The 21856-nt window shown below is 72.2% G+C and carries 18 protein-coding genes; 1 reads left to right on the plus strand and 17 read right to left on the minus strand.

Annotation, left to right across the window (positions count from 1 at the left end; translation table 11 throughout):
• Positions 1–367: 367 nt before the first annotated feature.
• From OG618_RS11470 to OG618_RS11485, 4 genes are all read right to left on the minus strand, one after another.
• Entirely contained in the window at positions 368–838 is a 471-nt protein-coding gene (locus tag OG618_RS11470; protein ID WP_329487245.1) for a GNAT family N-acetyltransferase, read from the minus strand.
• A gap of 1 nt (position 839) precedes the next feature.
• Entirely contained in the window at positions 840–1778 is a 939-nt protein-coding gene (locus OG618_RS11475; protein ID WP_329487246.1) for an RluA family pseudouridine synthase, read from the minus strand.
• Positions 1779–1811: 33 nt separating this feature from the next.
• Positions 1812–2423 carry a signal peptidase II gene (gene lspA, locus OG618_RS11480; protein WP_329487247.1) on the minus strand — a complete coding sequence of 204 codons (612 nt, stop codon included), beginning with the start codon at positions 2421–2423 and terminating at the stop codon, positions 1812–1814.
• A 209-nt stretch (positions 2424–2632) separates the two neighbouring features.
• Entirely contained in the window at positions 2633–3139 is a 507-nt protein-coding gene (locus tag OG618_RS11485) for a TraR/DksA family transcriptional regulator (protein ID WP_359834327.1), read from the minus strand.
• 605 nt (positions 3140–3744) lie between these two features.
• Between OG618_RS11485 and ileS the strand changes: the two genes are divergently transcribed.
• Positions 3745–6873: an isoleucine--tRNA ligase gene (ileS, locus tag OG618_RS11490; RefSeq protein ID WP_329487248.1), complete on the plus strand. Its 3129-nt coding sequence runs from the start codon at positions 3745–3747 to the stop codon at positions 6871–6873.
• 207 nt (positions 6874–7080) lie between these two features.
• Here ileS and OG618_RS11495 read toward each other — a convergent pair whose 3' ends face one another.
• From OG618_RS11495 to OG618_RS11555, 13 genes are all read right to left on the minus strand, one after another.
• Positions 7081–8418, minus strand: coding sequence for a DivIVA domain-containing protein (locus OG618_RS11495; RefSeq protein ID WP_329487249.1), 1338 nt, complete (start codon positions 8416–8418; stop codon positions 7081–7083).
• 59 nt (positions 8419–8477) lie between these two features.
• Entirely contained in the window at positions 8478–8759 is a 282-nt protein-coding gene (locus OG618_RS11500; RefSeq protein WP_148645520.1) for a YggT family protein, read from the minus strand.
• A 93-nt stretch (positions 8760–8852) separates the two neighbouring features.
• On the minus strand, positions 8853–9452 hold the full coding sequence (locus OG618_RS11505) for a cell division protein SepF (protein WP_329487250.1): 600 nt from the start codon (positions 9450–9452) through the stop codon (positions 8853–8855).
• Positions 9453–9755: 303 nt separating this feature from the next.
• Positions 9756–10544 (minus strand): YggS family pyridoxal phosphate-dependent enzyme, encoded by a 789-nt coding sequence (locus OG618_RS11510; protein WP_329487251.1) that lies wholly within the window; start codon positions 10542–10544, stop codon positions 9756–9758.
• Positions 10541–11275 carry a peptidoglycan editing factor PgeF gene (gene pgeF / locus OG618_RS11515; protein WP_329487252.1) on the minus strand — a complete coding sequence of 245 codons (735 nt, stop codon included), beginning with the start codon at positions 11273–11275 and terminating at the stop codon, positions 10541–10543. Before pgeF ends, OG618_RS11510 begins: the two co-directional genes overlap by 4 nt.
• A gap of 3 nt (positions 11276–11278) precedes the next feature.
• Entirely contained in the window at positions 11279–12490 is a 1212-nt protein-coding gene (gene ftsZ / locus OG618_RS11520; RefSeq protein WP_329487253.1) for a cell division protein FtsZ, read from the minus strand.
• Between the two features lie 364 nt (positions 12491–12854).
• Positions 12855–13661 (minus strand): cell division protein FtsQ/DivIB, encoded by an 807-nt coding sequence (locus OG618_RS11525; RefSeq protein ID WP_329487254.1) that lies wholly within the window; start codon positions 13659–13661, stop codon positions 12855–12857.
• Positions 13654–14760 carry an undecaprenyldiphospho-muramoylpentapeptide beta-N-acetylglucosaminyltransferase gene (gene murG / locus OG618_RS11530; RefSeq protein WP_329487255.1) on the minus strand — a complete coding sequence of 369 codons (1107 nt, stop codon included), beginning with the start codon at positions 14758–14760 and terminating at the stop codon, positions 13654–13656. Before murG ends, OG618_RS11525 begins: the two co-directional genes overlap by 8 nt.
• A 6-nt stretch (positions 14761–14766) precedes the next feature.
• Positions 14767–16074 (minus strand): putative lipid II flippase FtsW, encoded by a 1308-nt coding sequence (ftsW, locus tag OG618_RS11535; RefSeq protein WP_396487115.1) that lies wholly within the window; start codon positions 16072–16074, stop codon positions 14767–14769.
• 233 nt (positions 16075–16307) lie between these two features.
• A complete protein-coding gene (gene murD / locus OG618_RS11540; protein ID WP_329487256.1) occupies positions 16308–17741 on the minus strand; it encodes a UDP-N-acetylmuramoyl-L-alanine--D-glutamate ligase in 1434 nt (477 codons plus the stop codon).
• Positions 17738–18799 carry a phospho-N-acetylmuramoyl-pentapeptide-transferase gene (gene mraY / locus OG618_RS11545; RefSeq protein WP_329487257.1) on the minus strand — a complete coding sequence of 354 codons (1062 nt, stop codon included), beginning with the start codon at positions 18797–18799 and terminating at the stop codon, positions 17738–17740. Before mraY ends, murD begins: the two co-directional genes overlap by 4 nt.
• Positions 18799–20202, minus strand: a complete 1404-nt coding sequence (locus tag OG618_RS11550; RefSeq protein WP_329487258.1) for a UDP-N-acetylmuramoyl-tripeptide--D-alanyl-D-alanine ligase — start codon at positions 20200–20202, stop codon at positions 18799–18801. The genes mraY and OG618_RS11550 overlap by 1 nt, the downstream gene beginning before the upstream one ends.
• Positions 20199–21851, minus strand: coding sequence for a UDP-N-acetylmuramoyl-L-alanyl-D-glutamate--2,6-diaminopimelate ligase (locus OG618_RS11555; RefSeq protein ID WP_442906783.1), 1653 nt, complete (start codon positions 21849–21851; stop codon positions 20199–20201). Before OG618_RS11555 ends, OG618_RS11550 begins: the two co-directional genes overlap by 4 nt.
• Positions 21852–21856: the final 5 nt, after the last annotated feature.

Below are 21856 nucleotides of genomic sequence, written 5' to 3' on the forward strand. Positions count from 1 at the left end.
CCTGCTCGCCGCCATCGCCGCCACCCTGGTGATCGGCCGGATCGTCGACCAGGTCCTCCAGCGCGTCGCCGCGAGCCATCCGGACGACGCCGTCTGAGCACTGCTGCGCCGTTGCCGGATCCCCCTGCAGCTGGGGGCCGGGGCGGCGCTGGCGCTCGCCGCCGCCCCGCGGGAGCGGATCTTCCACCGGCACGACGACGGCCTGCACCACCTGGTGCCGCTGTTCCTGCTCGGCTCCGTCGGCCGGCTCACCGTCCGGGTGGTGGCGGCCGGCCCGGAGGCGGAGCTCAGCCGGTACGAGCCGGCGCCGACGACTGCGCACGGAGGAGCACCCCGGTCCCGGCGCGACCCGGGACCGGGACCGGCCCTAGAGCACCCGGGTCATGGTCCGGTGCGGGATCCCGGCGTCGTCGTAGACCGGCCCCTCCGCCGTGTAGCCGAGCCGCTCGTAGAAGCCCAGCGCCTGCACCTGCGCGTGCAGCTCGACCTCACGGGCGCCCCGCCCGCGCCCGGCCGCCTCGACGGCGCGGACCAGCTCGGCGCCCAGCCCGGTGCCGCGCGCCGCCTTCACCACCGCGAGCCGGCCGAGCAGCACCCGGCCCGCCGTCCCGCCGGTGAGGGCGAGCGCCTGCGGGCCGTGGATCAGCCGGGCGGTGCCGAGCGGCTCGCCCTCCGGGCCGACCGCCAGCAGGTGCTCGGAGGTCGCGTCGAGGTCGTCGTACTCCAGTTCCTCGGGCACGCCCTGCTCGGCGATGAACACCTCGTGCCGGACGCCCCGCACCAGTGCCAGGTCGTCCGCGCCCTCGGCCACCCGGATCCGCGCCGCGAAGGAGCTCATGTCAGCTCTCCGCCGAGATGATGTCCAGCGCCCTGCGCAGGTCCTCGGGGTACTCGCTGCCGAACTGCACCCACTCGCCGTCGGCCGGGTGCTCGAAGGCGAGCGAGACCGCGTGCAGCCACTGCCGGGTCAGCCCGAGCCGCTTGGCCAGCGTCGGGTCGGCGCCGTAGGTCAGGTCGCCCACGCAGGGGTGGCGCAGCGCCGACATGTGCACCCGGATCTGGTGGGTCCGGCCGGTCTCCAGCTTGATGTCCAGCAGCGAGGCGGCCCGGTAGGCCTCGATGAGGTCGTAGTGGGTGACGGAGGGCTTGCCCTCCTGGATGACCGCCCACTTCCAGTCGGAGCTGGGGTGGCGCCCGATCGGCGCGTCCACGGTGCCGCTCATCGGGTCCGGGTGGCCCTGCACCAGCGTGTGGTACTTCTTCTCGGTCACCCGGTCGTGGAACTGGCGCTTGAGGTCGGTGTAGGCGCGCTCGGACTTGGCGACCACCATCAGCCCGGAGGTGCCCACGTCGAGCCGGTGCACGACGCCCTGGCGCTCCGCGGCGCCCGAGGTGGAGATCCGGTAGCCGGCCGCGGCCAGGCCGCCGATCACGGTCGGACCGGTCCAGCCGGGGCTGGGGTGGGCGGCGACGCCGACCGGCTTGTCGACGAGCACGATGTCCTCGTCGTCGTGGACGATGCGCATGCCCTCGACATGCTCGGCGACGATCCGCACGGGCGCGGCGGGGGCCGGGATCTCGACCTCCAGCCAGGAGCCGGCGGTGACCCGGTCCGACTTGCCGGCCAGGGCGCCGTCGAGCGTCACCTTGCCGTCGGCTGCCAACTCGGCGGCCTTCGTCCGGGAGAAACCGAACATCCGGGCGAGGGCGGCGTCGAGACGCTCGCCCTCCAGGCCGTCGGGTACGGGGAGGCTGCGGATCTGCGCTGCGGTACTCACCCGTACGAGTATGCCGGACGCGGGAGCCGCCCCTTACGCGGTCGGGCCGGGCCGGTCCCCGCCGGCGTCGCCCCCGGCCGCCCCGTCCTTGCCGCCCGCGCCCTTGCCGGCCGGCTGGTGGACGGTGCCGTCCGGGTTGCTGCCGCGGAAGGAGAGCAGCACCACCAGGATGCCGCCGCAGACGATCGCCGAGTCGGCGAGGTTGAAGACGGCGAAGTGCTGGACGGAGATGAAGTCCACGACGTGACCGCGGAAGGCGCTCGGCGAGCGGAACAGCCGGTCGGTCAGGTTGCCCAGCGCCCCGCCGAGCAGCAGCCCGAGCGCGATCGCCCAGGGGAGGCTGTACAGCCGGCGGGCGATCCGCCAGATGACCACGATGACCGACGCCGCGATCACGGTGAAGACGATGGTCAGCGCCTGGCCCATGCCGAACGCGGCGCCGGAGTTGCGGATCACCTGGAAGGTCACCACGTCGCCGATCACCTTGATCGCCGCGTGGTTCTCCAGGCGGGCGACCACCAGCAGCTTGGTCCCCAGGTCGATCAGGAAGGCGACCAGCGCGACGCCCAGCAGGACACCGATCCGCCGGCGCCCCTTCGGTGCCTCCTGCTCGACCGGAGCGGTCACCTCACCGGGCTCGGCCACGGCCTCCTCCAGGGCTTCGGCGGGGGTCGGGACGGACTCGTCCCGCGTCTGGGGGGAACCTTGCGTACTGATGATCCGCTCCGCTGCCGATGAGGGTCCCCCGGGGCCGAAGGTCGGGGGAGAGTGGGCCGGTGGTCGCCGACCTCGACGAGTCAGGCGACGTTACGGGGTCGAGCGTACGGCAAGCCCGACCCCCCGCGTCGCCCCGGTCAGCGGCGTTCCTGCTTGGCCTTGCACTGGACGCAGAGCGTCGCCCGGGGGAAGGCCTGCATGCGGGCCTTGCCGATGGCCTGGCCGCAGGACTCGCAGGTCCCGAAGCCGACGCCCTCCAGTCGGCCCAGGGCCCGCTCGACCTGCGCGAGGCTGTCCCTGGCGTTGTTGGCCAGCGCCAGCTCGCTCTCCCGCGAGATGTTCTTCGTACCGGCGTCGACCTGGTCGTCGCCGGCTCCGTCGTTGGAGTCCCGCATCAGCCCGGTGATCGCGGCCTCGGCGGCGCCGATCTCGTTCTGCAGCCGGTCCAGCTCGCTGATCAGCTCGGCGTGCAGTTCGTGCACCTCCTGCGAAGTCCACGGGTCCTCGCCCGGGCGGACGGGAAGCTCGGCCGGGTCCACGGCCTCCGCGCCGCCGCCGCGGACCGCCGCGGCGGGGGTGCGGGTGCGGCCGGGGGCCACGAGCGCGGAATCGTTGCTGGTCTTGTGCCGTGCGGTAGTGGTCACGGTCCCCTCCCCTGGTTCGCCTGCCACGGCCTTGCGGGCCCGCTTGGTGACGGTACCCGCGCCGGTTGCCTCATCAGCCATGGCTTCGACCCCATCTACGAACGAATCGAGCCGCCGGTTCCCGGCGGCCTCCAGTGCCGGAACGATAATCCCCATCAAAACCGGTCACAACATGACATACCGACGCCTCACAATGATCCCACCCAGGCAGCCGTCACAACCGCCCCGCCCCGCGCGCTGACCTGAGTTGTGCCCAGAACACCCCCGCCTAACCGCCTCCGCGCGCCGTCGCGGCGGCGGACAAACCGACTTGCGGCTGCCGATAGACTGGGCCGGCAAGGCGCAGATGGGACGAGTACCGACGTACGCAGCCACCAGCGACCCGGGGACGGTGCGAGCCCGGGGGTGTGCGCGGCGGGAAGATCACCCCGGAGCCGCCGGAAGAACGGCCGCTGGTCAGCCCAGCGGCCCGGTAGAACCGGCAGCAAGCCCAAACAAGAGGGTCGCAGCAGCACCGCGGCCAAGGAGGGTGGTACCGCGGGGCGGCTCGCCGTCTCGTCCCTCCGTCGGATCCAGCCGATATCCGCCGGAGGTTTGACACCGCGATGACCACCTACAACGCCGTCCCCGCACAGGTGGACCTGCCTGCCCTCGAACACCAGATCCTCTCCTTCTGGCAGGACAGCAAGATCTTCCAGCGCAGCCTGGAGCAGTCCGAGGGCCGCCCCGAGTGGGTGTTCTACGAGGGCCCGCCGACCGCCAACGGCATGCCCGGCGCCCACCACATCGAGGCCCGCGTCTTCAAGGACGTCTTCCCCCGCTACCGGACGATGAAGGGCTACCACGTCGCCCGCAAGGCCGGCTGGGACTGCCACGGCCTCCCCGTCGAGCTGGCCGTCGAGAAGGAGCTGGGCTTCTCCGGCAAGCAGGACATCGAGGCGTACGGCATCGCCGAGTTCAACGCCAAGTGCCGCGAGTCGGTGACCCGCCACACCGACGCCTTCACCGAGCTCACCACCCGGATGGGCTACTGGGTCGACCTCGACGACGCCTACCGGACGATGGACCCGTCCTACGTCCAGTCGGTCTGGTGGTCGCTCAAGCAGATCTTCGACAAGGGCCTGCTGGTCCAGGACCACCGGGTCGCCCCCTGGTGCCCGCGCTGCGGCACCGGCCTGTCCGACCACGAGCTGGCCCAGGGCTACGAGACCGTCGTCGACCCCTCGGTCTTCGTCCGCTTCCCGCTCACCTCCGGCCCGCTGGCCGGCGGGGCCGCGCTGCTGGTCTGGACGACCACGCCGTGGACCCTGGTCTCCAACACCGCCGCCGCCGTCCACCCCGAGGTCACCTACGTGGTGGCCACCGACGGCACCGAGCGGCTGGTCGTCGCGGAGCCGCTGCTGGCCAAGGCGCTCGGCGAGGGCTGGGAGGCCACCGGCGAGTCCTTCACCGGCGCCGAGATGGAGCGCTGGGCGTACCGCCGCCCCTTCGACCTGGTCGAGATCGAGGACGCGCACTACGTCCTCAACGCCGACTACGTCACCACCGAGGACGGCACCGGCATCGTCCACCAGTCCCCCGCCTTCGGCGCGGACGACCTCGCGACCTGCCGCCGCTACGGCCTGCCGGTGGTCAACCCGGTGCTCGCCGACGGCACCTTCGCGCCCGAGGTCCCGCTGGTCGGCGGCCAGTTCTTCAAGAAGGCCGACGAGGCCCTGGTCGCGGACCTCCAGGAGCGCGGCCTGCTCTTCCGCCACCTGCCGTACGAGCACAGCTACCCGCACTGCTGGCGCTGCCACACCGCGCTGCTCTACTACGCGCAGCCGTCCTGGTACATCCGGACCACCGCCGTCAAGGACGCGATGATCCGCGAGAACGAGGCCACCAACTGGTACCCGGAGACGGTCAAGCACGGCCGCTTCGGCGACTGGCTGAACAACAACATCGACTGGGCGCTCAGCCGCAACCGCTACTGGGGCACCCCGCTGCCGATCTGGCGCTGCGAGGAGAACCACCTCACCTGCGTCGGCTCGCTGGCCGAGCTCTCCGAGCTCACCGGCACCGACCAGAGCGGCCTGGACCCGCACCGCCCGTACATCGACGACGTCACCTTCGCCTGCCGCGAGTGCTCCGGCACCGCCACCCGGGTGCCCGAGGTGATCGACGCCTGGTACGACTCCGGCTCGATGCCCTTCGCCCAGTACGGCTACCCGTACCAGAACAAGGAGCTCTTCGAGAAGCGCTACCCGGCGCAGTTCATCTCGGAGGCGATCGACCAGACCCGCGGCTGGTTCTACACGCTGATGGCCGTCGGCACCCTGGTGTTCGACAGGAGCAGCTACCAGAACGTCGTCTGCCTGGGCCACATCCTGGCCGAGGACGGCCGCAAGATGTCCAAGCACCTGGGCAACATCCTGCAGCCGATCCCGCTCATGGACCAGCACGGGGCGGACGCGGTGCGGTGGTTCATGGCGGCCGGCGGTTCGCCCTGGTCGGCCCGCCGGGTCGGCCACGGCACCATCCAGGAGGTGGTCCGCAAGACCCTCCTCACCTACTGGAACACCGTGGCCTTCCAGGCCCTGTACGCCCGCACCTCCGGCTGGGCGCCGTCCGCGAGCGACCCGGCCCCGGCGGCGCGGCCGCAGCTGGACCGCTGGGTGCTCTCCGAGCTGAACACCCTGGTCCGCGAGGTCGACGCGGCCTTCGAGGCGTACGACACCCAGCGCGCCGGCAAGCTGCTCTCCGGCTTCGTCGACGACCTCTCCAACTGGTACGTCCGCCGCGGCCGCCGCCGCTTCTGGCAGGGCGACGCCGCCGCGCTCGCCACCCTGCACGAGGCGCTGGAGACGGTCACCCGGCTGATGGCCCCGCTGACGCCGTTCATCACCGAGCGGGTCTGGCAGGACCTCGTCGTCCCGGTCGCCCCGCAGGCCCCGGCCTCGGTCCACCTGGCGGGCTGGCCGGAGGCGGACGAGGCGCTGATCGACGCCGACCTCTCGCGCCACATGGCGCTGGTGCGCCGGCTGGTCGAGCTGGGCCGGGCCACCCGCGCCGAGTCCGGTGTGAAGACCCGTCAGCCGCTCTCCCGCGCGCTGATCGCCGCCCAGGGCTGGGAGGAGCTGCCGGCCGACCTGCGCGCGCAGATCGCCGAGGAGCTCAACGTCTCCACCCTGGAGTCGCTGGCCGAGGTCGGCGGCTCGCTGGTCGACACCACCGCCAAGGCGAACTTCCGGGCGCTCGGCAAGCGCTTCGGCAAGGGCGTGCAGGACGTGGCCAAGGTGGTCGCGGCCGCCGACGCCGCGGTGCTCGCCGCCGAGCTGCGCGCCACCGGCAGCACCGGGGTGGAGCTGAACGGCGAGCGGATCGAGCTGGGCCCGGACGAGGTGATCATCACCGAGACCCCGCGCGAGGGCTGGGCGGTCGCCAACGAGTCCGGTGCCACCGTCGCCCTCGACCTGGCCATCACCCCGGAGCTCAAGCGCCTCGGCATCGCCCGCGACGCGATCCGGCAGATCCAGGAGGCCCGGAAGAACTCCGGCCTGGAGGTCTCCGACCGGATCGTGCTGCGCTGGCAGGCCGCCTCCGACGAGACCACCGAGGCGATCACCGAGCACGGCCCGCTGGTCGCCGAGGAGGTGCTGGCCACCGACTTCGCGGCGGGCGCCGCCGACTGGGAGTCCGAGACCTTCTCGGACGAGGGCCTCGGCCTGACCTTCCGGCTCCGCAAGGCCTGACCCGCACGGCCCGACCCGTCGGGCCCGACCCGCACGGCGAAGCCGCCGCCGCCCCACCCGGGGTGGCGGCGGCTCCGCCGTCTCCGGAGCCCGCGCCCCGGCGCCCGGTCGCACCGGCGCTCACCCGGGCGGGCACACCGACGAGGGCGCCCCCGTCATGACCCGGAAGTCACGGCAGGGGCGCCCTCGAAATGCCTGGCTACAACCTCAGTTGTCGCCGTCCTCGTCGATCAGGAAACCGCGCATCGGCGCCGGCGCCTGCTGCATCGGCTGCGGCGGCTGCGGGCGGACGGCGGCCATCGGCTGCGTCATCCCGGCCGGCTGCATCTGCGGGGCACCGGAGTTGCCACCGGAGGACTGCCCGCCGAAGCTCGGCGCACCGTTGTTGCCGCCGAAGGAGCTCTGGCCGCCGAACGAGGGCTGGTTCCCGCCGAAGGACGGCTGGTTGCCACCGAAGCTCGGAGCACCCCCGCTCATCGCGGACGCACCGGCCGGAGCCATCGACGACGCGGCCGGCGGCAGCGAGGCGGTGGCCGGGATGCGCGGCGGAGCGAGCGAGTCGTCCGCCTGCGACTCCAGCTGGCGCAGCTGGGTCTCCAGGTAGGACTTCAGACGCGTGCGGTACTCACGCTCGAACGCCCGCAGGTCCTCGACCTTGCGCTCCAGCGTGGCCCGCGCGGACTCCAGGGAGCCCATCGCGACGCGGTGCTTCTCCTGCGCGTCCCGCTCCAGGGCATCGGCCTTGGCACGGGCGTCGCGCTCCAGACCCTCGGCCCGGCTGCGCGCCTCGCCGACGATCTTGTTGGCCTCGGAACGGGCCTCCGAGATCGCCTGGTCCGCGGTCTGCTGGGCGAGCGCCAGCACGCGGGCCGCGCTGTCGCCGCCGGGGCCCTGCTGCTGCTGCATCGGAGCGCCCATCGGGCCGCCCATCTGCTGCGGCTGGCCCATCGGGCCGCCCATCTGCTGCATCTGCTGCTGGCCCATGCCCTGGCCCATCGGGTTGCCCATCTGCTGCGGGCCACCCGGACCGCCCATGGGCTGGAGCATCTGACCGCCCATCGGCTGCACCAGCTGCTGCTGGCCGCCCATGGTCTGGTTCATCTGCTGCTGCTGGCCGCCCATCGGGCCGCCCTGGCCGGACGGGAGCTGCGGGGCACCGGACGGCAGGCCGAGGGGCTGGTTGCCCATCTGCTGCTGCTGCTGCTGCGGGCCGCCCATCTGCTGCGGACCGCCGGGGCCGCCCATCTGCTGCGGGCCGGGGCCCTGCTGCTGTCCGGGCACCGGCGGGCCGGATATGGCGGCCGGCACCGGGGCGCCGGGACGCGAGTCCTGCGGCGGCTCCTTGCGCATGTTGGCCTGGTTCTGCGCGGCGGCACGGGTCGCGGCGGCCAGCTTGGCGCGCAGGTCCTCGTTCTCGCGGAGGAGGCGGGTCAGCTCCGCCTCGACCTCGTCGAGGAAGGCATCGACCTCGTCCTCGTCATAGCCTTCGCGCAGGCGGACGGTCGTGAACTGCTTGTTCCGAACGTCCTCGGGGGTCAATGGCATCTCTTCACCTCAACGTGATCGTCGGCACACCGGCATCCTGTCGCATCGCTCACCTACGACTAGGGCCGCACAAGCGAGATCAGGACATACACAATGATCATCAGTACGAAGAAGGACAGGTCGAGCGCCACGCCCCCGAGACGCAACGGCGGAATGAACCGCCGAAGAAGCTTGAGCGGCGGATCCGTGACAGTGTACGTGGCCTCCAGGACCAGGACCATGGCCTTGCCGGGCCGCCACGAACGTGCGAACTGGAAGACCCAGTCCATCACCAGCCGCACAAGCAGGAACACCAGGAAGACGGTCAGCGCGTAATAGAGCACCGCCCACACGATCCCCATCGCGCTTCCCTCTCCCCGGTTCTCGGCCCTTCGGCCGTGCCGCCTGTCACTAACTCACTGTCGATCAGATCCACACGTAAAGTCGTGGCCGGGTCAGCTCTGGTTGAAGAACCCACCCTCGGCGATCCGAGCCTTGTCCTCCGCCGTGACATCGACGTTAGCAGGCGACAGCAGGAACACCTTCTGTGTCACGCGCTCGATACTGCCGTGCAGACCGAAGACGAGTCCAGCGGCGAAGTCTACGAGCCGCTTGGCATCGGTGTCGTCCATCTCGGTGAGATTCATGATCACCGGGGTCCCGCCACGGAACTGTTCCCCGATCGTACGGGCCTCGTTGTAGGTCCGGGGGTGCAGCGTGGTGATGCGGTAGGGCTCTCGTTCGTTCACTACCTTGGGCATGATCACCGGGGCGCTCTTCTCCAGGTTGTGGCGGCGTTCGGGTGTGATGGACGACACTGGGGCCATCCTCGGGGTCTCCTGGCGGATCGGGACCGCGGCCGGGACCGGCTGCGGCGTGATCGAGGAGACCGGGGCGGGTGCCGCGGCGGGCCGGGGGATGTCCTCCGTCCGCCCCGTTCGGATCGGCTCGGGGTCCGCGTCGTAGTCGTCGTCGGGGTCGTACCCCTGGCCGTCGTACGTCTCGTCCTCCACGAGGCCGAGGTAGACCGCCATCTTGCGCATTGCGCCGGCCATGCTCCTGTCTCCTCCGCTCATGCCCACCTCGCTGTCCGCGCGGTGGTCGCTTCGCGAACGCGCGCCTCTCGATGGTCGCTCGCCCTGCCCGCTCCGTGGTGGACCGGCTCCGTACCGACGGCCGGGCCGTCCGGCCCCGGCTGCGGATTCCGCGGTCCGCCCACGACGAGCCGACGGGCCGACGGCCGGTCAGAACTCGTGGGTGGGGGCCGCGGAGCTACGATCCACGGTTCGCCAGCGCTCTGGAAAGCTGCTAGCTTCTGTCCTATTTTGTCCTGCAGTCTGATCTACTACCCGGTGACGTTACCCGAGGGGTGACCGCACTCCGAGTACCGCCGTTCCGACGCGCACATGTGTCGCCCCGGCGGCAACGGCCTGCTCCAGGTCACCGCTCATTCCTGCGGAAACCATGGTGGCAGCAGGATGGGCCGCCCGTACGGCGGTTGCGATTTCCGTCAACCGCTCGAAGGCCCGGGCCGGATCGCCGGCGAGCGGACCGGAGAGCGGAGCGACGGTCATCACACCGTCCAGTCGCAGCCCGGGCGCGTCGGCGATCGCGTCGGCCAGCGCCTCGACCTCCGACGGGGTCGCCCCGGCCCGGCCCTCGCCCTCGCCGTGCTCCTTCTCCAGCGCGACCTGCACCAGGCAGCCCAGCTCGGGCCGCTCGGCCTTGAGCACCGCCGCGGAGAGCGACTCCACCAGCCGCGGCCGGTCCACCGAGTGCACGTGGTTCGCGTACCGGACCACCGAGCGGACCTTGTTGGTCTGCAGCTGGCCGACGAAGTGCCAGTCCAGCGGAAGGTTTCTGCACTGCTCCGCCTTGGGCGCCGCGTCCTGGTCGCGGTTCTCCGCGACGTCGGTGACGCCCAGTGCGGCCAGCAGTGCGCTGTCCTGCGCCGGGTAGGTCTTGGTGACGACGATCAGCCGCACCTCGTCACGCGCCCGCCCCGCGGCCGCGCAGGCGTCGGCGATCCGGCGTTCGACCACGTCGAGGTTGGTCCCGAGTTCCTCGTACCGGGCCCGCTGGCCCGGCGTCAGGGCGGCGAGGAAATCCGCACCGCCCGGGAACGGTCCGTAGATGTCGTTCGTCATGAGTGATCAGAGCCCAACCAGACGTAGCTCGCGAGCCGGCCCGTGCGCCGCTCGCGGCGATAGGAGTAGTGATCGGCGGATTCGAGGGTGCAGACCGATGATCGCACCAACTCGGTGACGCCCGCAGCGGTCAGCTGCGCCGCCACTCCCTCCGGCACGTCCAGGGCCGGGGTGCCCCAGGAGGTCTCGGCGTGCGCGGCCGGCACCAGCCGGGCCACCTCCGCACGCAGTTCCGCCGGCACCTCGTAGCAGCGGCCGCAGACCGCGGGCCCGGTCGCGGCGGTGATCCGCCCCGGCTCGGCGCCCAGCTCCACCATCGCCCGGACCGCCGCCGGCACCACCCCGGCCGCGAGCCCGGGCCGGCCCGCGTGGGCCGCGCCCACCACGCCCGCCACCGGATCGGCCAGCAGGACGGGCGTGCAGTCCGCGGTCAGCACCGCCAGCGCCAGCGGCCGGTCGGTGACCACCGCGTCGACGGTCGGCGCCTCCCCCGCGGACTGGCGCCGCGTCACCACGGCCACCTCCGCGCCGTGGACCTGGTTCATCCAGACCACGTCCGCCGGGTCGAGGCCCAGCGCGCCGGCCGCGATCGCCCGGTTGCGCCGGACGGCGGCCGGGTCGTCCCCCACCGCGCCGCCGAGGTTCAGCTCCCCGTACGGCGAAGTGCTCACCCCGCCCCACCGGTCGGTGAAGGCGAAGTGAGCACCGTTGCGTACTGCGTGATCGACCACTGCTTACTTCAGGAAGTCCGGCACGTCGAGCTCCTCGGCGGGGCTCTCCACGTACGGCTGGCGGGCCGGCTGCACCTGCGGCGGCACCGGAGCGGCGGTCGTGGTGGCCGGGCTCTCCGTCGAACGCGCCGGGGCGTCGCCCTCGGAGCGGGCCGTCACCGACCCGATGCTCCCGTAGGAGGGCCGGGTCGCCGGGCGCTCGGGGGCGGCCGGCGGCGGCGTGGCCGGGGTGGCCTTGACCACCGGGTCGCGGACGATCGCCGGGGGCTGGCCGCCGTCGAAGCCGGCCGCGATCACGGTGACCCGCACCTCGTCGCCGAGCGCGTCGTCGATCACCGCACCGAAGATGATGTTGGCCTCGGGGTGCGCGGCCTCGCTGACCAGCTGGGCGGACTCGTTGATCTCGAACAGGCCGAGGTCGGAGCCGCCGGAGATGGAGAGCAGCACGCCGCGGGCGCCGTCGATCGAGGCTTCCAGCAGCGGCGAGGAGATCGCCATCACGGCGGCCGCCTTGGCGCGGTCCTCGCCCCGGGCCGAACCGATGCCCATGAGCGCCGAACCGGCCTCCGACATGACGGACTTGACGTCCGCGAAGTCGAGGTTGATCAGACCGGGGGTGGTGATCAGGTCGGTGATGCCCTGGACGCCGGAGAGCAGCACCTGGTCGGCGGAGCGGAACGCGTCCAGCACGCTGACCTGGCGGTCCGAGATGGACAGCAGGCGGTCGTTGGGGATCACGATGAGGGTGTCGACCTCTTCGCGCAGGCCGGCGATGCCGTCCTCGGCCTGGTTCGCGCGGCGACGGCCCTCGAAGGTGAAGGGGCGGGTGACCACGCCGATGGTCAGCGCGCCGAGCGAGCGGGCGATGTTGGCGACGACCGGCGCGCCGCCCGTGCCGGTACCACCGCCCTCGCCCGCGGTCACGAAGACCATGTCGGCCCCCTTGAGGACCTCCTCGATCTCCTCGCGGTGGTCCTCGGCGGCCTTGCGGCCGACCTCGGGGTTGGCGCCGGCGCCGAGGCCCCGGGTGAGTTCACGGCCCACATCGAGCTTGACGTCGGCGTCGCTCATCAGGAGGGCCTGCGCATCGGTGTTGATCGCGATGAACTCGACGCCCTTGAGACCGACCTCGATCATCCGGTTGATGGCGTTGACACCACCGCCGCCGATGCCGACAACCTTGATGACTGCGAGGTAGTTCTGCGGTGCTGCCACGTCGAAGGCCTCTCGCCTCGAATTTCCGGGTCGGCCGGCCCCCTGTGGGGTGCCGTACCGACGGATGTCGATGGGTAGGGAGCCTGGTTTCTGACTGAATGTCCGAAATGCCGACCGCCGACCCCAACCCTAAACTTGACGTTTAGGGTTAGTGCTGTGCCTCCGTCACATCACCAGGAAGCACAGTCTGGTGACACAGGACACTAGGTGGCCCCGGGCACGTGTTTCAACGAACACGCCGAGCTTCCCTTTTTCTTTTGAGCCTATGTGATCATCAACCAGCTTATGAAACCGGGGTGACCACCAAGGGTCGGGCCGTCACCGAAAGGCGTCAACCCCTCCCCCAGGGAGAGAACCTACCGGATCATCCCGACACCGCCGGCGCGTCCGGCGCACTGACGTCGAAGTTCGTACCCTTCTGACTCATCAGTGCCACCAGCACCCGGGCTTTTCGATCGATCTGGTCCGGACTCCCCCAGCGGACCGTGGCACCCCCGCTGAGCTGCAGCTGGATGTCGTCGTAGGAGTGCACCAGCACCGCCCCGGCCCGCTGCCGGACCTCGGCGGGCAGCCCGGCGGCGACCGCCACCGCCCCCTGGACCAACTGCGGACGGGAAATCACCCCGCCCGCGTCGTTCGCCTGCTGACTGAGCCGCAGTTCGACCACCGGCACTCCGGCCGGGGCGGCGTCCTCGGTGGCGAAGCTCACGCCACCTGCGTCCACCTGGGTGAATCTGCCGTCGTCCCCCTTGACGGCGGCCACCGCGGTGCGCTGGGTGATCTTCACCCGCAGGGTGTGCGGCCAGCCCCGCCAGACCTCGGCCCGGGCCACCCGCGGGATCGCCTCCACCCGCCGGGTGGCGGCGTCCAGGTCGACCCGGGCCAGCGGGCCGGCGCCGACCGTGCCGATCGCCGCGCGGACCTGGTCGACCGTCAGCCGGTCGTCCTGCGCCCCCTGCACCGCGACGCTGCGCACGTCCAGGGCCGAGGAGAGGAAGACCAGCCAGGCCAGCCCGCCCAGCACCGAGGCGCCGAGCGCGGCCAGCACCGCGATGCCCCGCCGGGAGAGCCGGAGCCGGGGCGAGTACTCCTCGTCCCCGAACTCCACCTCCTCCCGCGGGTGCCCCCGGCCGGAGGCCGGGGGTTGATCGGCGGACCGACCGTCAGCCACGGCGGCGGCCACCCCTGGCGGCCTCGATCGCTTCGTAGACCATGCCGACCAGCAGGTCGTCGGCGTCCCGGCGGCCGAACTCGGCGGCGGCCCGGCTCATGTCCCAGAGCCGCTGCGGGTCGGTGAGCACCGGCAGGACGTTCTGCAGGACCCACTCCGGGGTCAGTTCCGCGTCGTCGACCAGCAGCCCGCCGCCGGCCTTGACCATCGGCTGGGCGTTCAGCCGCTGCTCGCCGTTGCCGATCGGCAGCGGGACGAAGGCGGCCGGCAGACCCACCGCCGCCAGCTCGGCCACCGTCATGGCGCCGGCCCGGCAGAGCATCAGGTCGGCGGCGGCGTACGCGAGGTCCATCCGGTCCACGTACGGCACGGCGCGGTAGGGCGGCATCCCGGGGATGTCGTCCACCTGCGGCAGCTCGTTCTTCGGTCCGACCGCGTGCAGGATCTGCACGCCGTACTGCTGGAGCCGGGGCGCGATGGCGGTGACGGTCTCGTTGAGCCGGCGGGCGCCCTGCGAGCCGCCGGAGACCAGCAGCGTGGGCAGCCGCTGGTCGAGGCCGAAGTAGTGCCGGGCCTCCGGCCGGGCCGCGTTGCGGTCCAGGGTGGCGATGGTCCGGCGCAGCGGGATGCCGATGTACCGGGAGTCGCGCAGCTTGCTGTCCGGCGTGGAGACGGCGACGAAGTCGCTGTACCGGGCACCGATCTTGTTGGCCAGGCCGGGCCGGGCGTTGGCCTCGTGGACCACGATCGGCACCCCGGCCCGCTTGGCGGCCAGGTAGGCCGGCATCGCGACGTAGCCGCCGAAGCCGACCACGACATCCGCCTTGACCCGCTCGATGATCTCCTGGGCGGCCCGGACGGTGCCGCGCAGCCGGCCCGGGACGGTGATCAGCTCGGGGGTGGGCTTGCGGGGCAGCGGAACGGCCGGGATCAGCTCCAGGTGGTAGCCCCGCTCGGGCACCAGCCGAGTCTCCAGGCCGCGCTCGGTGCCCAGGGCGGTGATCCCGATGGACGGGTCGTGCCTGCGGAGGGCGTCCGCGAGGGCGAGGGCCGGCTCGATGTGACCGGCGGTCCCCCCGCCGGCGAGTACGACATGCACCGAAATTCACCGCTCCCTGCGTGCCGGCACCGGGGCCGGGCGCGCTGTGGTTCGTCGTCGTGGCAGCACCCGGGCCAGTCGTCTCCTGATCCGGGAGTTCTTGCTCCGGGCGGCCAGGGCCGCCTTCGCGCCCGAGGTGCTGCGCGCGAGGCACAGCAGCACACCGATCACGGACATGGCCGACAGCATGGCGGAACCGCCGTAGGAGAACAGCGGGAGCGGGACGCCCGCGATGGGCAGCAGTCCCAGTGCCGACCCCAGGTTGATCACGGCCTGCGCCATGATCCACGTGGTGGCGGCCCCCGCGGCGTACCTGACGAAGGGGTCCTTCGTACCGATGGCCACACGGATACCCGCGTAGCCTAGTGCCGCGAAGAGACCGATCACCGACAGCGTCCCCACCAGACCGAGTTCCTCGCCCGTCGTGGCGAAGATGAAGTCGGTGTGCGCCTCCGGGAGCTGGCCCCATTTCTCGACGCCGGCGCCGAGGCCGGAACCGAACAGACCGCCCAGTCCGAACGAGTACACCCCGTGCAGCGCCTGGAAGCACGCGCCGGCCGGGTCGAGCTTGGTCACCCCGATGCAGGAGAGCCGTTCGGCCCGGTGCGGGACGGTGACCACCAGGGCGGTGCAGACCACGACGGCGACGCCGAGGGTGGCGACGAACAGCCGCATCGGGGCGCCGACCATCCAGAGCAGGCCGAACAGCATGGCGACCAGGATCATCGAGGTGCCCATGTCGCCGCCGAGCATGATCATCGCGAGCAGCAGCAGCGCGCCCGGCACCAGCGGGACCAGCAGGTGCTTCCACTGGTCGAGGGTGCCGGTCCGCTGCTTGCGGGCGAGCAGGTCGGCCCCCCAGAGCACCAGCGCGAGCTTGGCGAACTCGGACGGCTGGAACTGGAAGAAGCCCAGATCCAGCCAGTTCCGGTTGCCGTTGACCTCCACCCCGACCCCGGGGATCGCGACCAGCGCGAGCGCACCGATCACGCCGAACATCACGGGGTAGACGATCACCCGGAGCACCGCCACCGGGACCAGCGCGAAGCCGACCAGCAGCGAGAAGCCGAGCAGCACCGCGACCAGCTGCTTGAAGAAGTAGAACTGGGTGGACCGGTGCTGGCCCAGCGCGAGGATCTGCGAGGCCGAGAAGACCATCATCAGGCCGAGCACCACGAGCAGCAGCGTCGCGCCGATGATCAGCAGATAGGGCGTGAGCGGCCGGTCCAGGGTGTACCGCAGACGGGCCCGGAAGGCCTGCAGACGGGCCAACGGGCCGGCCGACTTGTAGGCGGTCGTGGTCGCCGAGAGCACCCGCCACGGATCGCCGGAGCCCTTTCCCGGCGTACCGGAACCGCCCTCCCTGCCCTGCCCCGCCACCACGCTGCCCCTCATTCCTTATCGAGGCTCGGCGCGCCCCTTCGGCTCGCTCGCCCGTGCACCGGTCGGCGGCCCGAGCCGGACGTCCGTTCGAACGGGACGGGCCGCCGTGCACGGGCGGATGAGCCGAGTCGGACGTCCGGGCGAACGGGTCGGCCGGCCGACCGTCAGCTGTTCGCTAGCTCCCGGACCGCCGCGGCGAAGAGGTCGCCGCGCTCGCCGTAGTTGGTGAACATGTCCATCGAGGCGCAGGCCGGGGCCAGCAGCACCGTGTCACCCGATCGGGCGAGTGACGCGGCCGTACGGACCACCTCGGTCATCGCCACCGCGCCAGTCTGGCCCTCGGCCGCCTCGATCACCGGGACATCCGGCGCGTGTCGCGCCAGCGCGTCCCGGATCACCCCGCGGTCCTCGCCGATCAGCACCACGGCGCGCAGCCGCTCGGCGGCGCCCTGGACCAGGTCGTCGAACGCGGCGCCCTTGGCCAGCCCGCCGGCGATCCAGACCACCGGCCGGTACGCGGCCAGCGAGGCCGCGGCGGCATGGGTGTTGGTGGCCTTGGAGTCGTCGATGTACGTGACCCCGGCGACCACGCCGACCTCGGCGATCCGGTGGGCGTCCGGGCGGAAGGCCCGCAGCCCCTCCCGGACGGCCGCGGCGTCCACCCCGTACGCCCGGGCGAGGGCGGCGGCGGCGAGCGCGTTGGCGATGTTGTGCGGGGCCGGCGGGTGGACGTCGGCGACCGAGCCCAGCTCGGCGGCGTTCTTGTCCCGGTCCGGCACGAAGGCGCGGTCCACCAGCAGGCCGTCGACGACACCGAGGTTCGACAGGCCGGGCGAGCCGAGGCCGAATCCGATCGCCCGGCAGCCCTCCTCGACGTCGGCCTCGCGGACCAGCGCCTCGGTGGCCGGGTCGGCCAGGTTGTACACGCAGGCGACGACGTTGCCCTCGTAGATCCGGCCCTTGTCGGCGGCGTACGCCTCCATCGAGCCGTGCCAGTCGAGGTGGTCGGGTGCCAGGTTGAGCACGGCCGCCGCGTACGGGCGCAGCGAGGGCGCCCAGTGCAGCTGGTAGCTGGAGAGCTCGACGGCGAGCACGTCGTACGGCTCCTCGGCGAGCACCGCGTCCAGCACCGAGACCCCGACGTTGCCGACGGCGGCGGTGCGCCGGCCGGCGGCGGTGAGGATCGAGGCGAGCATCTGGACGGTGGTGGTCTTGCCGTTGGTGCCGGTGACGGCCAGCCAGGGGGCCGGCTCGCCGGTGGACGCCAGCGGCGCGCGCAGGCGCCAGGCCAGTTCGACGTCGCCCCAGACCTCGACGCCGGCCGCCTCGGCGGCGGCGAACAGCGGGCTGCTGGGCGGCCAGCCCGGCGAGGTGACGACCAGCCGGGTGCCCTCGGGCAGGCTGTCGCCGTCGCCGAGGCGGACGGTGACGCCCAGTGCCCGCAGCTCGGCGGCCCGGGCCTCCAGGCCCGGGCCGGAGCCGCCGTCCACGACCGTGACCAGCGCGCCGAGGCCGTGCAGCACCCGCGCGGCGCTGATGCCGGAGACGCCCAGGCCGGCGACGGCGACCGGCAGTCCGGTCCACACCGGTCCGGTCATCCCGTCACCCATCCCGCGTAGAAGAGGCCGAGACCGACGGCCACGCAGAGGCCCTGGATGATCCAGAACCGGACCACGATCAGGACTTCGGTCCAGCCCTTGAGTTCGAAGTGGTGCTGCAGCGGGGCCATCTTGAAGACCCGCTTGCCGGTCATCCGGAAGGAGCCGACCTGGATGATCACCGAGAGGGTGATGATCACGTAGAGGCCGCCGAGCAGCGCGAGCAGCAGCTCGGTGCGCGAGCAGATCGCCAGACCGGCCAGGGCGCCGCCGAGGGCGAGCGAGCCGGTGTCACCCATGAAGATCTTGGCGGGCGAGGTGTTCCACCAGAGGAAGCCGAAGCAGGAGCCCATCAGGGCGGCGGCGACCACCGCGAGGTCCAGCGGGTCGCGGACGTCGTAGCAGCTGGAGGTGGCCGAGATCGCGTAGGCGCAGCTCTGGCCGTACTCCCAGACGCCGATGAAGGTGTAGGCGCCGAAGACCATCACCGAGGCGCCGGTGGCCAGGCCGTCGAGACCGTCCGTCAGGTTCACGCCGTTCGACATCGCGGCGATCATGAAGTACGCGAAGATGACGAACAGCACCGGGCCGATCGACCAGCCGAAGTCCCGGACGAAGGAGAGGTGCTGGGAGGCCGGGGAGAGCCCGCGGTCGTCGCTGAACTGCAGCGCGAGGATCGCGAAGGCGAGGCCCACGAACGACTGGCCGAAGAGCTTGGCCTTGGCCCGCAGGCCGAGCGAACGGCGCTTGACGACCTTGATGTAGTCGTCCAGGAAGCCGACCAGGCCCAGACCGACCGTCAGGAACAGCACCAGCAGACCGGAGGCGGTCGGCGAGTCGCCCGTTATCGCCTTGGTCGCGAAGTAGGCGATCAGCGTCGCCAGGATGAAGGCGATGCCGCCCATGGTGGGCGTGCCCTTCTTGCTGTGGTGCGCCTTGGGGCCGTCGTCGCGGATGTACTGGCCGTAGCCGCGCTTGGCGAGCAGCTTGATCAGGGCCGGGGTCCCGAGCAGCGAGAGGACGAGGCCGATCATGCCGGAGAAGAGGATCTGCTTCATTACTCGGCCGCACCGTCCGCGAGCAGTGCCTCGGCCACCTTCTCGAGCCCCACCGAACGGGAAGCCTTCACCAGGACCACATCCCCCGGCCGAAGCTGACTGCGCAGCAGTTCGACCGCCGCGTCCGCGTCGGACACCAGCACCGACTCCTCACCCCACGAACCTTCGTTCCTAGCGCCCAGTTCCATGCAGGCCGCCTCGCGTCCGCCGACCGCCACCAGCTTGGTGACGTCCAGCCGTACCGCGAGCCGCCCGATGGCGTCGTGCTCGGCCAGGCTGTCCTCGCCGAGCTCCCGCATCTCGCCGAGCACCGCCCAGGTGCGGCGGCGCTCCGGGCCGCGCCCTCCGATCGAGACCAGCGCCCGCAGCGCGGCCCGCATCGAGTCGGGGTTCGCGTTGTAGGCGTCGTTCACGACGGTGAGACCATCGGCCCGGTCGACGACCTCCATGCGCCAGCGGGACAGCGCACCCGCCTCGCTCAGCGCTTCGGCGGTGTCATCGACGGACATCCCGAGCTCCACCGCCACCGCTGCGGCGGCGAGGGCGTTCGAGACGTGGTGCTCACCGTACAGGCGCAGCTGCACGGGTGCGGAACCGGCCGGGGTGGTCAGTGTGAACGATGGCCGTCCGGTGGAGTCCAGGCGAACATCCTGTGCCCGGACGTGCGCCTCGCGGGACTCCCCGAAGTACACCACCCGGGCCCTGGTGCGGGAGGCCATCGCGCGCACCAGCGGGTCGTCGGCGTTGAGGATCGCCGCACCGTCCGCCGGCAGCGCCTCGACCAGCTCGCCCTTCGCCTCGGCGATCGCCTGCTGGGAGCCGAACTCGCCGACGTGGGCGGTGCCGACGTTCAGCACCAGGCCGATCCGGGGCGGGGTGATCGAGGTGAGGTACTCGATGTCGCCCTTGTGCCGGGCGCCCATCTCCATCACCAGGTGCCGGGTGCCGGCCTCGACCCGCAGCGCCGTCATCGGGTGCCCGATCTCGTTGTTGAGCGAGCCGGGCGGGTAGACGGTGTCGCCGAGCCGCTGGAGCAGCTGGGCGATCAGGTCCTTGGTGCTGGTCTTGCCGGCCGAGCCGGTCAGCGCGACCACGGTGGTGGATTCGGCGCGGGCCACCACCGCCCGGGCCAGCTTGCCGAGTGCGTCCACCACGCTGTCGACCAGGACGGCGGGCACCCCGACCGGGCGGGCGGCCAGCACCGCGACGGCGCCGGCGGCGACCGCCTTCTCGGCATAGTCGTGGCCGTCCACGTGTTCACCGGCGAAGGCCGCGAACAGGCAGCCGGGGCGCACCTTGCGGGAGTCGACCTCGACCGGGCCGGTGACCGGGGTGTCGGGGTCGGCGCCGTCCAGGGTGCCTCCGACGGCTGCGGCCACCTCGGCGAGGGTCAGTGCGATCACGGCTGCTCTACTCCTCCGGTGCCCCGGGCGGCCGTGGTCCGCGCGATCGAGTCCCGCAGTACCTCCCGGTCGTCGAAGGGGCGGATCTCGTCTCTTACGTACTGGCCGAGCTCATGGCCCTTGCCGGCCACCAGCACGGTGTCACCGGCCTGGGCGCGGGCCACCGCGAGGTGGACCGCCTCGGCCCGGTCGGGCACGACCAGGACGGCGCCGCGCTCGGCCTCGGGCACCGAGGCGGCGCCCGTGAGCATGGTGGCGAGGATCGCCAACGGGTCCTCGCTGCGCGGGTTGTCGCTGGTCAGCAGGGCGGTGTCGGCGAGCTCGGCGGCGATGGCGCCCATCGGGGCGCGCTTGTGCGGGTCGCGGTCGCCGCCGCAGCCCACCACGACGTGCAGCCGGCCCTTGGTGACCTCGCGCAGTGAGGCGAGGACGGCGCGCAGGGCGTCCGGCTTGTGGGCGTAGTCGACCACCGCGACGAACGGCTGCCCGGCGTCCACCCGCTCCAGCCGGCCCGGCACGCCGGGCACCTCGGCGATCCCGGCGACGACCTGCTCCAGCGGCAGCCCGGCGGTCACCAGCACGGTGATCGCGGCCAGCGCGTTGGCGACGTTGAACGGGCCCGGCAGCGGGACGGACGCGTCGGCCTCGGCGCCGTCCGGGCCGAGCACCCGGAAGGTCGAGCCGATCGGGCCGAGCTGGACGTCCACCGCGCGCCAGTCGGCCTCGGCCGCACCGGTCGCGGAGAACGAGGTGACCGGGATCTTCGCCTCGGCGACCAGCCGGCGCCCGTAGGCGTCGTCCAGGTTGGCCACGCCGAGCCGGGACTTGCCGGGCTGGAAGAGCCGGGCCTTCGCCTGGAAGTAGTCCTCCATGTCCGGGTGGAAGTCGAGGTGCTCCGGCGTGAGGTTGTTGAACAGCGCGACGTCGTAGGCGACGCCGTCGGTCCGGCCGAAGACCAGCGCGTGGCTGGAGACCTCCATGGTCACCGCGTCCGCGCCGCGCTCCCCCATCACGCCGAGGATCGCGTGCAGGTCGGTGGCCTCGGGGGTGGTGCGCTCGCTCTTGATCCGCTCGTCGCCGACCCGCATCTCGACGGTGCCGATCACGCCGGGGCTGTGCCCGGCGCCGCGCAGACCGCCCTCGACCAGGTAGGAGGTGGTGGTCTTGCCGTTGGTGCCGGTCAGCCCGATCATCAGCAGCCGGTCGGCGGGGCGGCCGTAGACCGCGGCGGCCAGCTCGCCCATCCGGGCCCGCGGCCGGTCGACCACCAGCGACGGCAGACCGCTGCCGGCCGCCTGTTCGGCACCGGCCGGGTCGGTGAGCAGCGCCACCGCGCCGGCGGCCGCGGCCTGGGCCGCGAAGGCCGCGCCGTGGTGGTTGGCGCCCGGGAAGGCCACGTAGACGTCGCCGGGGCGCACCGCGCGGGAGTCGTGGGTGACGCCGGTGACCGGGCCCCCCTCGACCGGCGCGAGGCCGAGCAGACGGGCCAGCTCGGCGAGCGGCAGGGCCTTCACCCCGGTGGGGCGGGGCGGGCTCACGGTGATTTGATCGGGTTTCGGCACGGCGGGCAGGCTATCCGTCGAAGGGCGTCCAGGGCCAAACCGGGCCCTCGCCGTGCCGTCGTCCCGCCCGGCCCGCTCGTTGCTCATGGTCG

It is taken from the genome of Kitasatospora sp. NBC_01246, assembly GCF_036226505.1.
Taxonomy (GTDB): Bacteria; Actinomycetota; Actinomycetes; order Streptomycetales; family Streptomycetaceae; genus Kitasatospora.

Coding starts and splice junctions, on each gene's coding strand:
- OG618_RS11470 (WP_329487245.1), bottom strand. CDS start 838: ATGAGCTCCTTCGCGGCGCGGATCCGGGTGGCCGAGGGCGCGGACGAC.
- ileS (WP_329487248.1), top strand. CDS start 3,745: ATGACCACCTACAACGCCGTCCCCGCACAGGTGGACCTGCCTGCCCTC.
- OG618_RS11495 (WP_329487249.1), bottom strand. CDS start 8,418: ATGCCATTGACCCCCGAGGACGTTCGGAACAAGCAGTTCACGACCGTC.
- OG618_RS11500 (WP_148645520.1), bottom strand. CDS start 8,759: ATGGGGATCGTGTGGGCGGTGCTCTATTACGCGCTGACCGTCTTCCTG.
- OG618_RS11505 (WP_329487250.1), bottom strand. CDS start 9,452: ATGGCCGGCGCAATGCGCAAGATGGCGGTCTACCTCGGCCTCGTGGAG.
- OG618_RS11510 (WP_329487251.1), bottom strand. CDS start 10,544: ATGACGAACGACATCTACGGACCGTTCCCGGGCGGTGCGGATTTCCTC.
- murD (WP_329487256.1), bottom strand. CDS start 17,741: ATGACCGGACCGGTGTGGACCGGACTGCCGGTCGCCGTCGCCGGCCTG.
- mraY (WP_329487257.1), bottom strand. CDS start 18,799: ATGAAGCAGATCCTCTTCTCCGGCATGATCGGCCTCGTCCTCTCGCTG.
- OG618_RS11555 (WP_442906783.1), bottom strand. CDS start 21,851: ATGAGCAACGAGCGGGCCGGGCGGGACGACGGCACGGCGAGGGCCCGG.